This is a genomic window from Marinovum algicola, assembly GCF_900109145.1.
In the GTDB taxonomy this organism is placed as follows: domain Bacteria; phylum Pseudomonadota; class Alphaproteobacteria; order Rhodobacterales; family Rhodobacteraceae; genus Marinovum; species Marinovum algicola.
The window spans coordinates 16,535-31,331 of sequence record NZ_FNYY01000026.1; the positions used below are offsets into that span (position 1 = coordinate 16,535).

Genomic DNA, 14,797 nt, shown 5'->3' on the forward strand with positions numbered 1-14,797 from the left:
GCACATCCCGCCGGCCAAGGCGACGTCAGTAATCGCGCTCGTAAAAGATGCCGAGTCCGGTGTCGCCATCGTTGCCCAGCCGTCCGCGCACGGTGACGTCATCGGTCAGGTCGAGGTTCAGGTTGATTTCGCTGGTGCCGTCGCTCGACACCGTGACATCGGTATAGACCCGCTCCGAGATATAGGTTCCGACGCTGGCTTCGGTGTTGCCTTCGGCATCGGTGGCGATATCCAGATCGTCGACCCCCAGGCCCTCGCGCAGCGTGCCGGTGAGGCCGAGGCCGCCTTGCCCCGAGAGCGTGCGGATCGCCGAGGCAAGCTGAACTGCCTGGAAGGCCGAAATCGAGGTCACGTCCTGGCCGAAGAGCAGGAGCGACAGCGCCTCTTCCTCGGGCAAATCCGGGTCTGCGGTCACCGTCAGGTCGGGCGCCGAAGCCAGCCCGTCGAGCCGCAGCGTGACATCGACCTCGCCGACCTGGGTTGTCGCCGCGAAGGCGACCACAGGGTCAAAGCTGCCGCGTATCTGCACATCGCCCTGGGTCAGCGTCAGCCGGTTGCCCAGCAGGTCGAGCCGGCCACGGATCAACGAGAAGCTGCCGATCGGGACGATATCATTGGTCGATCCGGTGAGCCGCAGGCTGCCGCCGAGTTCGGCGTCGAGGCCCCGGCCGCGCACAAAGATGCGGTTGGGGGCCCGCACCAGCAGATCGAGCGGATAATCCGGGCCGATGGCATTTGCCGTCTCGTCCACCGGTTCGAGCCCGGCGAACCGCAGGGTCTGGCGGACATCGGCGGGCGGGTTGATGTGGCGCAGCCCGTCAAGCGCCGAATAGGAGGGCCCGATGTCGGGGATGCGCAGCTCGGCGGTGGCGATGTCGATCGCGCCGCCAATCCGCGCGCCGCCTGCCAGCGGCCCGCTCAGGGTGACGCGGCCGCCAAGCTGGGCCTCGTAGAGCGCGGCATCGCGCAGGGTGACATTGGCCAGCTCTGCTACGAGATCGGCGGTATAAGGCGCCTCGAGCGCGATCGGCCCGGAAATCCGCAGCTGGCCGCCGCTCGAGATATTGCCGGTCAGCGCCAGCCGCGCCTGGGCACCGGCCAGATCGGCCTGCCCGGTGATGCCGGTCACCGCGATATTCTGGGCCGGCAGCGCCAGTCGCGCGTTGGCCAGGCTCAGCCGGCCCGAGACCGAGCTCAGCGCCGGCGGGCCGTTGACCGCGAGATTGAAGCTGACAAAGCCGCTCAGCGCCTGTCCCTGAAGCCGCCGATTGGCCAGCGCCAAAGGCACCCGGCCCTCGGTCGAGACATCGAGGCGCGAGAAATCCTGGGCCACGCTGCCGCGCGCCGCCAGCTGGATGCCGCCCGGGCCGGTGCCCGAGGCGTCGATGCGCCAGCGGTCGCCCTGTTGATCGGCGGTGCCCGAGAGCGTTGCAGGGCCCGGCAGATCGGGTACCAGAATGCCCAGGTCGGCCACCGCGACGCGATAGCTCAGGCTGCTGCTGCCGCCGCCGAAACCGCCGTCGAGACGGAGGTCGAGGGCCTGACCGTCGAACACCAGGTTGCGGAAGGTCAGCGCGCCGCTGGCACCGCGGGCGACGTTGACGTCGAAACGCGACGTGCCGCGCAGCAGCGGCTCCACCGTCGGCACGCCAAAGACCGGGCTGGTGACGGTGCCATCGGCCGCGATGTCGAAACTGCCGGCCAGGGCATCAACCGAACCTTGCGCCGTCACCGAGATCGCGCCCCCCAAGGCGCGGCCGGCGAGCGGCGAAAAGGCGTCGAGCCTTGCGATGCGGGCCTCGAGACGGCCGTCGGCGCGCAGTTCGGTCTGGCCGTCGCCGGTGATCGTGCCGTCAAAGCGTGCGCCGGTGTCACCCGGCAGATTGGCCTCGGCCGCAACCTGCCAGACCGCGTCGTCGCGTTGCGCCGTGCCGGTCACGCTGGCCGGACCGGGCAGATCGGGCAGGGCGACACCGAGATCGGCCACCGCGATGCGATAGGTCAGATCGCCGGTCCTCGGGCCGAAGGCGCCGCTGACATTGGCCTGAAGCTGATCGCCGACGATCACGGCACGGCGAATGGTGATCTCGTCGCCGATCTCCCCGGCCGCCGAAAGATCGAACGCCGTTGTGCCGCGCAGCAGCCCTTCGGCCACCGGCACGCCAAAGCGCGGGCTTTGCAGGTTGCCGCTGGCTGTCAGGTCGAAGCTCTGCCGCACGATATCGCCGCGGCCCTCGAGCGTGACCGAAGCCGCGCCCCCGAGATCGCGCCCGGCGAGCCCGGAAAAGGCCCCAAGCTCGGCGACCCGCGCCTCGGCGCGGCCGGTGATCAGCAGCGAGGTTTCGCCATCGCCGGAGATCGTACCGGAATAGCTGGCGCCGGTGCCGCCGGGCAGGCTGGCCTCGGTGTCGATCTGCCAGACTGCGTCGCGGCGTTGCGCCGTGCCGGTCAGTTCGGCCGGGCCCGAGAGGTCGGGCAGGGCCAGGCCCAGATCGGCAATCGTGAGATCGAAGGCGACGTCGCCGGTCTCGGGCCCGAAGCCTCCGGTCACCCGGGCGTCGATCTCCTGGCCGTCGATGACCGCCTCGCGGATGGTGATCGTGCCGCCGACGGCGCCCTCGGCCGAAAGATCGATCCGGGTCAGCCCGGGCAGCAGGGCCTCGGCCTGGGGCACGCCGAAACGCGGATCGCGCAGGGCGCCTTCGACGGTCAGGTCAAAGCTCTGCGCCAGCACGTCGGCCTGGCCTTCGAGCGTCAGATTGGCTGCCCCGGAAAGCGTGCGCCCGGCCAGCGGCGTGTAGGCCGACAGTCGTTGCACCACCGCCGCGGCCTCACCGGCGACCACCAGCGAGGACTGGCCATCGCCAGTGACCGAGCCGCGATAGCTGGCGGTCGTCTCACCCGGCAGCAGGGCATCGGCCGTAATGCTCCAGACGTCGCCATCCTGTGCCAGTTGCGCCGTGATTTCCGCCGCGCCCTCAAAGCCTTCGACAGCGCGCGACAGATCGGGCACGCGGGCGGTGAGCTCGGCCGACGAGGTGCCGGTGCGCAGGTTGGCCATGCCGGTGATGCTGGCGTGATCGGTGCGGATGGTCAGCGGATCGGCGCGCAGCCCGTCTTCGTTGCGCAACACCCCGAGACGCAGGACGCCCTCGCCTTCCAGCAACGGATCGAGCTGGGCGATGCCGGCGCCGAGATCGTCGGTCGCGCCGTCGAGCACCAGGTCGATCACGCCGGTCAGCGGCTCGATCCGCCCGGTGATCGCCAGTTCGGCGGCCCCGGTCAGCGCGACGCCCGCGAGATCGGCGAACCGACCGAGGTTTTCTGCCGCCAGCGTCACATCCGGCGCAATGGTCAGCGGCGCCTCGGCTTGCAGGCCGCTGATCACGGTCGAGCCGGTGAGGCCATAGTCGGCCCCGGTCAGGGCGATGTCGCGCAGCCGCAGCGGCGCGCCGTTGGCCCATCCGAAGTTGAGCGCGCCGCGCACCTGCGCCCCGATCGCGCGGGCCAGGGCGGCGTCGGCGGGGGCGATGCCCTCGGCGTTGACCGACACGCCGCCGGTCACGCTCTGATCGTCGCGCTTGATGGTGCCGGTGCCGTCAAAGGCGACCCGCTCGATGCTCAGGCTGGCCTGCTGATAGCCGCGCGCCGCGCCGTTGAGCGACCAGACATCGCCGGCCGAGGCGTCGAAGGTCGCGGTCAGCGAGGCGCCGGCGACAGAAGTCAGATCCCCCGGCAGCGGCAGGATCACCGTGTCGCCCTGCGGCGGGGTGATCTCGGCGTCGAGGTTGAAGCTTTCCGGCCAGCCGTCGGCGGCGATGCGGGCCTCACCCTCGATCGTCATGGCGGCGGCCTGGACGCGCAGGGCATCGAGGCTCATCGCTCCGCTGGCACGCCGCTGGCCGCTGGCCACGAGCGCCACGTCTCTCCCCAGGAACTCGCGGAACTGCGGCGCAAAGACCGGCGCGATGTCGCCGGACAGATCGGCGGCAAAGGAGGCGGCGCCATCCTCGCTGCTGCCCAGCCGGACCTGGCCGGACAGCCGCTCTTCGCCGGCGGTGGCCAGCAGGATGTCGGCGGTGAAATTGCTGATCGGGTCGTTGCCTTCGACGCTCAGCGCCACCGACGGCCGGTCGGGAAGCTCGAGCAAATTCGCGGCAATGCCGTTTTCCGGCTCGCTCAGATCGAGATCGAGCGCAAGTTCGCGGCTGGCGTTGTCAAAAGCGGCATCGACGGTGAAAGAGCCCTCGCGGTCAAGGCGCCGCACCTCGAGCCGGGTTTCGCCGGCGCCGCCGGCCAGCTGCGCACTGCCGGTGAACGCCATTTCGGCGGCCTCGCCGAACAGCGGCTCGCCGAGGATGGCCCGGTCGATCCGCATTTCGTCGATCTGGACCGAAACCGGCAGTTCGGGCAGCGAAAAGGCGCCGCCGCCACTGGCCTCGGGAGCAGGCATCTCGCCTTCGCTGGGCAAGGGCAGGCGGGGCAGGGCGATCTCCTCGACCGAGATCTCCTCGATCTCGACCCGGCCGCGCAGCAGGGCGCTGCGATTCCACGACAGGCCGACGCCCCGGGCGGTGAACCAGACGCCATCGGGATCGGTGACGGTGATCTCGTCGATCGTCGCGCGCGAGCTCAGCGCACCGGCAAACCCCTCCAGGCGGACCTCGCGCCCGGGCGCCGAAAGCGCGTCTTCGAGAATGCCCTGGATGAAGCCACGGTCGCTTTCACTGGTCTGGGCGACGGCGGCGGCAGGGGCGAGAAACAAAAGACAAAGCAGGAAAATCCGCATCAGAAGGCCTGACCAATCCCAATATAAATTTGTACGCCATCGCCGGTGTCGCCGGCCACCGGGCCCGCGACGTCAAGCCGGATCGGCCCGACCGGCGTCTTGTACCGCAGGCCGAGCCCCGCGCCGGCGTGCCATTCGCCGTCTTCGAACAGCTCGGCGCCGACGTAACCGGCGTCGGCAAAAGCCACCACGCCGATGGTGTCGGTCACGCCATAGCGCAGCTCGCCCGAGGCGGCGGCAAAGGAGCGGCCGCCCAGCGAAACCCCGTCGTAATCGGCCTCGAGCGATTGATAAGGCTGGCCCCGCACGGTGCCGCCGCCACCGGAATAAAACAGCATGCCCGGCGGCGCATCCTCGGCCTCGGGGCCGACCAGCGCCCCCAGTTGCAGCCGGGTGGCGGTGACAAAGCGTTCCTCTTGGCCATAGGCGCGATAGGCCCGGCCATCAAAGGTGAGATGCGCGCCCGGAGCTCCATCGACGGTTTCATAAAACGGTGTGGCGGCGCCGCGCAGGAAAAAGCCGCTGGTGGCGTCGAGTGGATCGTCGCGCTTGTCATAGGTCAGCGCCGTGGGCAACGACACGATTTGCAGCGTGCGCGTGGTCTCCGGTGTGGCAAACCGGTCGGTCACTTCGGAATAGCTGAGGCCGAGACCCAGCTCACCGGTGAGAAATTCGTTGAACTGCCGCGAGACACCGACCGTCAGCTCGGCCCGGCGCTCGAGGTAATCGGGCTCGTCCTCATATGCGAGACCGGCCTCGGCAAAAAACAGCGTGTCGGGGCCGTAGACCGCCGGCCGTTCAAACCGGAACGACAGCGCGTAATCGATTCCCTCTGCCTGAAGTCCGATCTGGCTGATCTCGCCCTCGACGCGAAACCGCTCGGCCCCGCCGAGGAAATTGCGGTGCAGCCAATAGCCGGTGAGGTTGAGCCCGCTAAAGGTCGATACCTCGACGCCGCCGCCGATGCGGCGCGGCTTGCGATCGATGACGGTGATTTCCATGTCGATCGTGCCATCCGGCTCGACCGCCTCGGCCTGATCGATCTGCACCGAGCGGAAGGTGCCGGTCTTGCGCAGCCGCCCGGCGGCGCGCTCGACCTCGCTGGTGGCATAGCGCTCGCCCTTGGGCAGCCCGGCGATCTGGCGCACCCGGGGCTCGCGCACCGTGGTCTGGCCGGTGACGGTGGTGTCGCCGAAACGGGCCCGGCGGCCCGGCGCGATACGCACATCCACGTCAAGCCGGGCCGTCGGATGGCGCGCGGCGATTGATTGATCGACGATCTCGGCCTTGGGAAAACCGCGCTCACGCCAATCGCCCACGGCGGTCTGTGCGGCATTGCGCACAACGGTGGCCAGCGCCGGTGCGCCGCTGCGAAATTCCTCGACCGGCGGATTGTCGCCACCCAGGGGCGCGATCTGCGCCTGACCCAGCCGGAAGCGGGGGCCGGGATCGACAAAGACGATCACCTCGTCAATCGTCGCCGGTTCCTGGAACGGGTCGATCAGCGCCGCTTCGCGTCCGTCGATTCCAATGCGGACGACGGCCGAGTAATAGCCCTGGGCATAAAGCGTTTCGACCAGCCGGGTGTAATCGGCCCGCGCCGCCGCAACCACGTCGCGCGGCACGGTGTCCGGGGATTTCTCCAGCGTATTCAGTACCGAAGCAGATTGCAGGCTCTCACCCAGCGCGGCGGTATCCGCTTCCGACTCGAGGCCGACGAGCCGAAGTTGCACCCGTTCGAGCGCCCGCGCTTCGAGGGTCAGGCTGGCCAGGGCCGCCCCCACTGCCAAAAACCGGCCGAATTTGAACATGCTCACTCCCTGCTCTGCGGTTTTACCGCAGCTTATGACAGAGGAGGATAAGTCTCCATGGCCAAAGGCAAGGGTCGGATCAGGTTTTGCTGCCCAGTGGCGCGGCGGGCATCGGCCCGGCGCGCGCCGCAACCACCTCCTGGCCTGAGCTTCGACAGGTCGGCCGGAACAGTGGCCGGAAACGCAAAAGACCGGGCCGGGCCCCGGTCTTTTCTGCACGCCGATGCTGGCGGGATTTGGTGGAGCCTAGGTCTACTAAGCCCTTGTCGCACGTCATCGCATTGAACCCCAAAATATTGCGTATCTTCGAGATTTTTGCCATCCATATGGTTCATGTAATTGCAGGTTGTCGCAATCGGTCCTATGATAAGTGGCGGGACAAATGGCGGGACAGACCATGCCGAAGCTAACAGTTAGAAAAGTCGAAACTATCAGGGAGCCGGGAATGTACGGCGACGGGGAGGGGTTGTACCTCCGCGTGGGGCCAACCGGGGCCAAGTCCTGGATATTGCGAACGCGCATCAAGGGGCGAATTACTGCCGGTGGAAACCCGCTCCGCTGGGAGGGCGGCTTGGGGTCAGTCAGCCACGTTTCCTTGGCCGAGGCCAGGGACACGGCAAGGGAACTTCGCAAGATTGCACGGACTGGCGGCGATCCGGGCGCGGAAAAGAACAAAGAGACGCTGACGTTCGAGCAAGCGGCCCGGCGCGTCTATCAGTCATTGCTGCCCACATGGCGCAACGCAAAGCACGCGCAGACATGGATCGGCACGCTGGAAAACTACGCGTTTCCCGAATTTGGCCGCACGCAGATTCAGGACGTTACCACTGCGGATGTCCACGCTGTGCTTGCGCCTATTTGGACAGCAAAGCATGAAACGGCCAAGCGGCTCCGCCAACGGATCAGCAGTGTCTTCGATTGGGCCAAGGGCGCGGGCCATTACACAGGAGAGAACCCTGTGAACGGCCTGAAGAAGGCCCTTCCTCTGGTTCGTCACAAGCCACGCAACATGCCCGCCTTGCCTTGGCAGGAAATCCCGGAGTTCATGGAGGCGCTCAAAAGCCGGTCGAGTGTCTCGGCACTGGCACTTAGGTTCGTCGTGCTGACCGCCAGCCGTAGCGGCGAAGTTCGGGGTGCGATTTGGGGTGAGTTCGAGGACGCCACTTGGACCGTCCCGGGGGAGCGCATGAAGCGGGGTGAGCTGCACCGGGTGCCGCTCTCCGCCGCCGCGCTTGAGGTGCTTACATCGGTGCGGGGTCTAGATCCTGCAATCGTGTTCCCCTCGCCCTCAAAGAGCACCGGCGGGACGGCGCGGGCGCTGTCGGACGCGGCCTTCAAATCCCTCATGCAGAAGGCGGGATACGAGTATGTGACCGTCCACGGTATGCGCAGCGCGTTTCGCGATTGGGCATCCGAAAGCGTTCATGCGGACCGCGAAGTTGCCGAGGCTGCCTTGTCACACGCCGTGGGCGACCGTGTTGAGCGCGCCTATGCGCGCAGTGACCTTTTCGAGCGCCGCAAAACGTTAATGGACGCGTGGGGCCGCTATTGCATTGGACAAGCCGGAAAAATCGTGAGGTTGGCTAGGTGAAGTCGGACCATCACCAAGAAATTGTGGCAGTCATAGAAGAACACGTTCCAACATGGCAGTTGTCAGATTGGGATCGTGCGTTGCTCTGTAGAGATTGGATTATCGGCGAACTTGACGGTGACGAATTTACAAGCCGGTTTGGCCAAGTGGGTAAGGCCAAGGTTGCCGATCATACTCAGCAAGACCAATTGCTCAAAGATTTCGAAGATGCGCTAGGCAAGCTGATTTCTGCAAATGCGCGCCTTCATCCGGATGTAAGACGTTCTCTCAATTACGCCTTCTCCCAAAACCTAGATGCGCTCAATGATTCCCGAACGTGTTTCGAGAAACTGGTCGCTTTCGCGGAGTTACCTGAAGATAACGGTAACCGAACTCTCGAACCGGTAAGTGTTTCTAGGCCATTGGACTGGCTGACGGGTTGGATATTCGGCTGCGTGCACGGTACAGATCCAGACTTGGCCTATCGCGGCAAAGGCCAGAAAATTGGCGTTGATGCAATATCCGTGGCGCGGCAGGCCATTGCGCAACTTGAAGAATTTGCCCCTAAGGAGCAAGCTAGCGATACTTGGAAAAAAGTCATGCTCGTTTCAAGATGCCGAAGGATTTGGGCGGATCACGTAGGTGTGCCACCAGTAAAGCCAAGTGAAGGTTCAGCGTTTCACCGGTTTGTCGGAGATATGACTTTGGCAATCGGCGAGAATTGGCAGACCGATGCAACGGTGAATGCGTGGCGCCGGTTGCGGGACAGGGATAGCAGAGGCCAAATTTTCTGACTTTCCTATACGTGAGGAAAGCCAAAGCACCCCATAGATTGTCAGCACACCGCAACCGGGCGCGTTCTTTGGCAAAGTCTTTCACTTGTAAGCCCTGTCAGAGACCGCCCAAGCATAGGGCTGACAAATGGCAAATACCGACCCCCTGATTTGTGACAAGGATGGCGCCAAAATGATTGGCGGGTCAGTGTCAACTTTCTGGCGCCGCGTCGCAGACGGCACAATTCCGAAGCCGATCAAGATTGGCGGCATGAGCCGTTGGCGCCAAAGCTGGATTGAGCAAGTCATTCAAAAAGCCGAAGCGGCCCGCGAAGCCGCATAAGCAAACCCCGAGGCCGAAGGCGCACGGGGCTTGCGAAATTACGTTCTTGGCGGGACGTGACCGCATCTTAGCACCGCCGCTGACGCCTCGCAACCAAGAGGTGCCAACATGGCAAAGAAGCAGAAGACCGAAACCCAATTCTCCCCGAGCATCGCCCCGAAAGAGGAAATCCAAGTCCGGCGCATCCAGTACAGGACCGGCCTGCCCTACAGCACCGCGCTTGTGCTGGCCCGGCTGGTCTTCGGGGAGAGCTGCCATGGGTAACGAGAAACTCAAGCTGGCCCATCAGGGCCAGCCTTCTCCGCAGAGGCGGGGCCGCTCGGCAATGAGCAGGTGGGCGAAGCCGCAGCACAAGGCTGCGGCCCGCATGATGGGCTACTGCCTCACGCTGGGCACGTCCGGCGGATGGGTCGGATTTTCACAGTGGGCGAAGGTCCGTCTTGCGCCCGAGGAACGTGCGGCGCTGGCGTTCATGGCCTTACGCTCGCTGGATCACGAAACCGCCTGCATGACCGCCGACGCGGCCTTGGGCTTCGAGCAATCGGAGGCGGCGTGATGGACGGAGGTTTTGACGCTTACCTGGATGCCGGTTGCCCCGAGAAACCGGTGGACGTTCAAAAGGCTATCGCTGTCATGGCCAAGCTGTCGCCGGTCGAATACGACCAAGCGCGCGAGGCTTTCGCCAAGGAACACAAGATCCGACTGACAACGCTGGACGCTGAGGTTGAAAAGCTGCGTCCCTATGAGGACCGGAGGACGGATGGAAACTCCGACTTTGAGGAGGTCGAGCCTTGGGAACAGCCGGTCAATGGCTCTGACTTGTTGCACACGCTGGTCACGACGATTGAGCGGTTCTGCGTCCTGCCCGATCACGCGGCACCGCTGATAGCGGCCTGGATCGTTCACGCCTGGGCACATGACGCGGCGGATATCAGTCCGGTTCTGGCTTTCACATCGCCGGAAAAACGGTGCGGCAAATCGACGGCCATGGCTGTTGTTCACGCCTTGTCACCGAAAGCAGAAATTGCGGCGAATATCACGGCGGCGGTTCTGTTCCGCCTGATCGAGAAGCACAAGCCGACGCTGTTGATCGATGAGGCCGATACCTTCCTTGAGGAACGCATTGAAATGCGCGGCATGATCAACGGCGGGCACAACCGGCAATTGGCGTTTGTGTGGCGCTGTGAGGGCGACGACCATGAACCGAAACGGTTCAACGTCTGGGCTCCGAAGGCCGTGGCCATGATCGGCAACTTGCCGGACACGCTGGAAGACCGGGCGCTTGTCGTTCAACTCAAGCGCAAGGAGGGCAGTGAAACCGTCGAAAGAATGCGGGCCAGCCGGGTTGCCGAATTGCTTCCGGTTCGCCGAATGCTGGCGCGGTGGGTGGCAGATAATGAAATCGCGCTGGCCAATGCCGACCCTGACATGCCCGAAAGCCTGAATGACCGGGCGCAAGACAATGCACGGTGCCTGTGTGCCATTGCGGACGCGGCGGGCGGTGACTGGCCTCAAAGCATCCGCGCGGCGCTGGTGGGCATGGCCGCAGCGCGGGCCGGTGACGAACCGAAGTCCAAGGGCGTCATGCTGCTGACTGACATTGCCGACATCCTGGACCGGTGGAAGGGCGACCGGATCAAAAGTAATGATCTCGTGGCCGAACTGGTGGCGATAGACGATGGACCGTGGGCCGTCTGGAAGGGTGGCGAGCCGATCACCACGCGCATGATTGCATCGTTGCTCAAGCCTTATGGCGTGAGACCGCAACAGGACAGAGCATACCGCTTCTACGCTGTCGGTGATCTGCGCGGCGCAGTGGGGAGGTACACGTCATGACGTACCTTGCCCGTCTGCCCCGAAAAAAGCGTCACAAGCGTCACATCCGTCACGCGGCAACGTCCCATGTGTCACACCCGTCACCAAGCGTCACGGAAAAGTCAATGAAATCAATAGGTGTGACGCTTGTGACGCTTGTGACGCTTGGAAGCGGGGTGGCAATGGGGTGCACGGCAAGTGTCACGGGATGCGTCACGCAAGCGTCACCGGAAGCCGAAGGTTGCACGAAACGCGCCCTAGCCAGCGCCATGGAAACCTTGTTTGGGCGTGGTGACATCATCGTCGGAGAACACGGAAGCGGTCAGAAAGCCAGGAAGCACATAGCACGGAAAGGTCAGTGCAATGACTAGATGTTGTGGGTGCAACGCAGGTGCAACACAAGGCGCAACCCCCGGTACAACCCCCCGCCAACGCCCCGCCAACGGGGGTGCAACATATACCCCTTATACCCCGTGCGTTGCACCCGCCCTCAGAGGCGGGGTGCACGCACTTCCGAAGGTTTTCGCTCAAGGCAAACATTGGCGGAGAATTTGGCGATGACCCGAAAAAACGGACGAAATTCGGATGGGACTTTCGCTCGCGGCAATCCCGGGAAACCTCAAGGTGCTCGCCACAAGGCTACGAAGGCCGTTCAGGATCTTCTTCAAGGTGAAGCCGAGGCGTTGACCCGGAAGGCTATCGACTTGGCTATAACCGGCGACACAACGGCACTGCGGTTGTGCTTGGAGCGGATTGCGCCGCCACAAAAGGACGCGGCCATTTCGTTTTCCCTGCCTACCATCGAGACGATGGACGACGCGGCAAGCGCTGCGCGGGCAATTCTTCAGGCGGTTTCTTGCGGCGAGATAACCCCCATGGAAGCCGCTTCGGTCATGGCGGTGGTTGAACAGTTCCGTCGCACTCTCGAACTCACCGAAATTGAGCGCCGTATTGCGGCACTGGAGGCAACTAAATGAGCATCATCGATAAAAGGGTAAAAAAGCTGGAAGCCAAACGCTCTGACGGAAATTTCGTGTGGGTACGCGCGCCAAGTGCATGGAGCGAGGATCGTTGCAGGAGCGAAGCCAAAAGCTTGTTGCCGCAAGATTTCGTTTGGGAGGGTTGCGAGTTGAGTATCCAGCAATCGCCGGAATCTGAGCAGCTTGACGTGATCTTCGCCGGCAGCGGCAGCGAGCTAAGCGCCATCTTGAAAGAAGTCGCGCGGCGCGGCAATCGGATTACGAATGGTCGCCCGGCAGCCGGCCCTGACGCGGATGATCTGGGTGAGGGTGGCAAATGAAGCGGTTGGGCTCACGCGTCGAAAATCTCGAAAAAACAGTTGTCGCACCTCGGAGCTTTCAGATCATCCGAACCATCTTGTGTCCGGGCGCGAGCGGTGTTTGGCGGGAGGACGTCATTTGCGTGCACACGCCAGGAGAAACATTCACAAGGCGGGAAGGCGAAAGTCATACGCAGTTTTTCGAAAGAGTTGATCAAATCAGCAAGGGGGCGGCGAAGTGAGCAACGCGAGTTACGAGGAATTGATGGGGGCCGCGCGACGTGCAGACCGTGCCGGCGACGTCCGTGCTGCGCGGCGGTTTTTGGAGCTTGCGGCGGAAAAGAAACGGCAACGCCAACCTCTCGATGAGGAATTGCGCAAAGCCGCGCTTGTTGCCCTTGCGCGCAAGAAGCTGGCAGAAAAGCAGGCGGCCAAGACCCAGGGCCCGCCGGAGCCGCCGGAAGGCTATTTCATGGATCCTGTCACCGGGGCTATGACTTCGCGCGAGCTTCTGAAAAACCGCATCGAGCCGAGCCGCAGACGCGCAGCCGCCGGGGGCGCGTTTCAAGGGGCAACGTTCCAGTGGGGTGATGAGGCTCTCGGACTGGCGGGCGGCAGTGAGGATGATCGCCGGTTCAACCGGGAATTCGCCCGCGCGGCTCTGGAAAAAGACAGTGAGGCCTATCCTTGGACCTCGGGCGGCGCGGAAATTGCGGGGGCGATCACCTCAGCCATGGCCACAGCGCCGCTGACAGCGGCGAAAACGGGCCTCGGGCTGCTGGCGCGCGGCGTGGGTCTCGGGGCGGCGGAAGGCGCCCTGTACGGCTCTGGTCGCGGCGAGGGCGCTGAGGATCGGGGCGAAAAGGCGATGGACGACGCGGCGATGGGCGGGCTCTTGGGGGCGGTTGCTCCCAAGGCGATATCTTCGGCCCGGCACGTTTATGGGCTCGGTCGCGGTCTGCTTTCGAGCATTGCCGATGTTCCCGACCACGTGCGCGCGAACGCAGCCATTGCCAAGACGATCAATCGCAGCGGTAAATCCGCCGATGAGGTCGCGCAGGAGGTGGCGCAAGCCGCCCTTGAGGGCCAGCCGGAATTCCGGGCCATGGACGCCATGGGGGACGCTGGCGCGCGCCGAGCTTCTGGCATTGCGCGCTCTGCGGATGGTGAAGCATCGAGGATCACCGAGTTTCTGGAGCGGCGGCAGATGGATCAGGGCAGCCGGGTGGCAAGGTTCATCGAAGAGGGCTTTGACACCGGCGGCGATACTGCGGCCAAGCGGGAAGCGGCCTTGATCAAGATGCGCAGCGACACGGCGAATGCGGCCTACGACGCGGCCCGTGATGCTGCCGGCCCGGTGGATGTGCGTGGCGCTATCGACGTGATCAATGCGCGTATCGGAGGCATGGCGAACAGCGGGGTTGCAGGAGACGGGATCGACGGCAGGCTATCGCGCGTTCTCAACCGCCTTGAGGCGAATGCATCGTCTCTCGGGCAGGGTGAGACGCGCCGCACGCTGAGCGACTTTGACCGGGTGCTTGGCGTCAAGCAGGACGTGGGTGACATGATGGGCGAGGCGCTGCGTGCTGGCCGCAACAACGAATACCGTGAACTCAAGAAGGTGCATGACGCGCTCGACAAGGCGCTTGAGACCGGATCGGACGCCTACCGGGCAGCAAATGACGGGTTCGCCAAGGCGAGCCGGGAGATTGACGCGATTTCACAGGGGGCCGAGATGAGCCGGCCTGGTGCGCGGGCTGACGACACCGTTGCACGCTTCCGGTCCATGACGCCCGAACAGCAGGCACAGGCCCGCGTGGGCTATGCGGATCGGGCGCTTGCCAAGATAGAAGCCAACCCGTCGCCCACGGCTGACCGCTCAAAGCCGTTCCGAAGCACCAAGGGGGCGGCAGAGGCACGGGCAATGGCGGTCAACCCTGACACCTTCACCAACCGGATGCATCGCGAAGGCGCGATGTGGAACACGCAGAACAAGGCGATTCAGGGCAGCCGGACGGCGCAAAACCAAGCCGACATCGATGAAGTCGGGCAGGCGGCGGCGGGCTTGCCGTCAGTTATGCGCAGCGCCGGCAACCTGAGCTTCGGGGATGCGGCGGCGTCGATCCTGCGCCCGGTCATGGACGCCACGGTTGGCATGAACAACAAGACACGAACGCTGATTGCCCAAGCGCTGATGTCGGACAATCCGAAAGAAGCCCTGAACATCGCGATCAGGCAGGAAATGGGCGCTGAGCAGCGTCAGCGTCTCATTTCAGCCATTGCGCGCAGTGCTGGGCTGCGGGTCAACGCGCAAGAATAAGCGGAACCGGGAGCTGCTACAACCACGCGGCCGTCGGGCCCTTCTTCAAAACGATCAAGTCTAGTGTTCTTTGAGCAGCGCTAGCTTAATCAGGGCA

The 14,797-nt window shown here is 64.3% G+C and carries 11 protein-coding genes; 9 read left to right on the forward strand and 2 right to left on the reverse strand.

What is annotated here, in order from left to right; genetic code table 11:
* Positions 1 to 25 precede the first annotated feature (25 nt).
* Positions 26 to 4,789 carry a translocation/assembly module TamB domain-containing protein gene (locus BMW90_RS22785; RefSeq protein ID WP_074839602.1) on the reverse strand — a complete coding sequence of 1,588 codons (4,764 nt, stop codon included), beginning with the start codon at positions 4,787 to 4,789 and terminating at the stop codon, positions 26 to 28.
* Positions 4,789 to 6,600 carry an autotransporter assembly complex protein TamA gene (locus BMW90_RS22790; RefSeq protein WP_074839604.1) on the reverse strand — a complete coding sequence of 604 codons (1,812 nt, stop codon included), beginning with the start codon at positions 6,598 to 6,600 and terminating at the stop codon, positions 4,789 to 4,791. Before BMW90_RS22790 ends, BMW90_RS22785 begins: the two co-directional genes overlap by 1 nt.
* Positions 6,601 to 6,997: 397 nt before the next feature.
* Here BMW90_RS22790 and BMW90_RS22795 point away from each other — a divergent pair, with 397 nt between their 5' ends.
* The 9 genes from BMW90_RS22795 (at position 6,998) to BMW90_RS22825 (ending at position 14,700) form a co-directional block, all read left to right on the forward strand.
* Positions 6,998 to 8,191, forward strand: coding sequence for a tyrosine-type recombinase/integrase (locus tag BMW90_RS22795; RefSeq protein WP_275937335.1), 1,194 nt, complete (start codon positions 6,998 to 7,000; stop codon positions 8,189 to 8,191).
* Positions 8,188 to 8,964, forward strand: a complete 777-nt coding sequence (locus tag BMW90_RS26490; RefSeq protein ID WP_139211527.1) for a hypothetical protein — start codon at positions 8,188 to 8,190, stop codon at positions 8,962 to 8,964. Before BMW90_RS22795 ends, BMW90_RS26490 begins: the two co-directional genes overlap by 4 nt.
* Positions 8,965 to 9,091: 127 nt before the next feature.
* Positions 9,092 to 9,286 (forward strand): helix-turn-helix transcriptional regulator, encoded by a 195-nt coding sequence (locus BMW90_RS22800; RefSeq protein WP_074839610.1) that lies wholly within the window; start codon positions 9,092 to 9,094, stop codon positions 9,284 to 9,286.
* Positions 9,287 to 9,394: 108 nt separating this feature from the next.
* Positions 9,395 to 9,550 carry a hypothetical protein gene (locus tag BMW90_RS26815; protein WP_170850610.1) on the forward strand — a complete coding sequence of 52 codons (156 nt, stop codon included), beginning with the start codon at positions 9,395 to 9,397 and terminating at the stop codon, positions 9,548 to 9,550.
* Positions 9,543 to 9,842, forward strand: a complete 300-nt coding sequence (locus tag BMW90_RS26820) for a hypothetical protein (protein ID WP_074839613.1) — start codon at positions 9,543 to 9,545, stop codon at positions 9,840 to 9,842. The genes BMW90_RS26815 and BMW90_RS26820 overlap by 8 nt, the downstream gene beginning before the upstream one ends.
* A complete protein-coding gene (locus tag BMW90_RS22810; RefSeq protein WP_074839616.1) occupies positions 9,842 to 11,122 on the forward strand; it encodes a DUF3631 domain-containing protein in 1,281 nt (426 codons plus the stop codon). Before BMW90_RS26820 ends, BMW90_RS22810 begins: the two co-directional genes overlap by 1 nt.
* Before the next feature lie 536 nt (positions 11,123 to 11,658).
* A complete protein-coding gene (locus tag BMW90_RS22815) occupies positions 11,659 to 12,078 on the forward strand; it encodes a DUF5681 domain-containing protein (protein WP_074839619.1) in 420 nt (139 codons plus the stop codon).
* The gene (locus tag BMW90_RS22820; protein ID WP_074839620.1) at positions 12,075 to 12,401 is read left to right on the forward strand and encodes a hypothetical protein; all 327 of its coding nucleotides are present in this window, start codon (positions 12,075 to 12,077) and stop codon (positions 12,399 to 12,401) included. Before BMW90_RS22815 ends, BMW90_RS22820 begins: the two co-directional genes overlap by 4 nt.
* A 217-nt stretch (positions 12,402 to 12,618) precedes the next feature.
* A complete protein-coding gene (locus BMW90_RS22825; RefSeq protein ID WP_083416172.1) occupies positions 12,619 to 14,700 on the forward strand; it encodes a hypothetical protein in 2,082 nt (693 codons plus the stop codon).
* Positions 14,701 to 14,797: the final 97 nt, after the last annotated feature.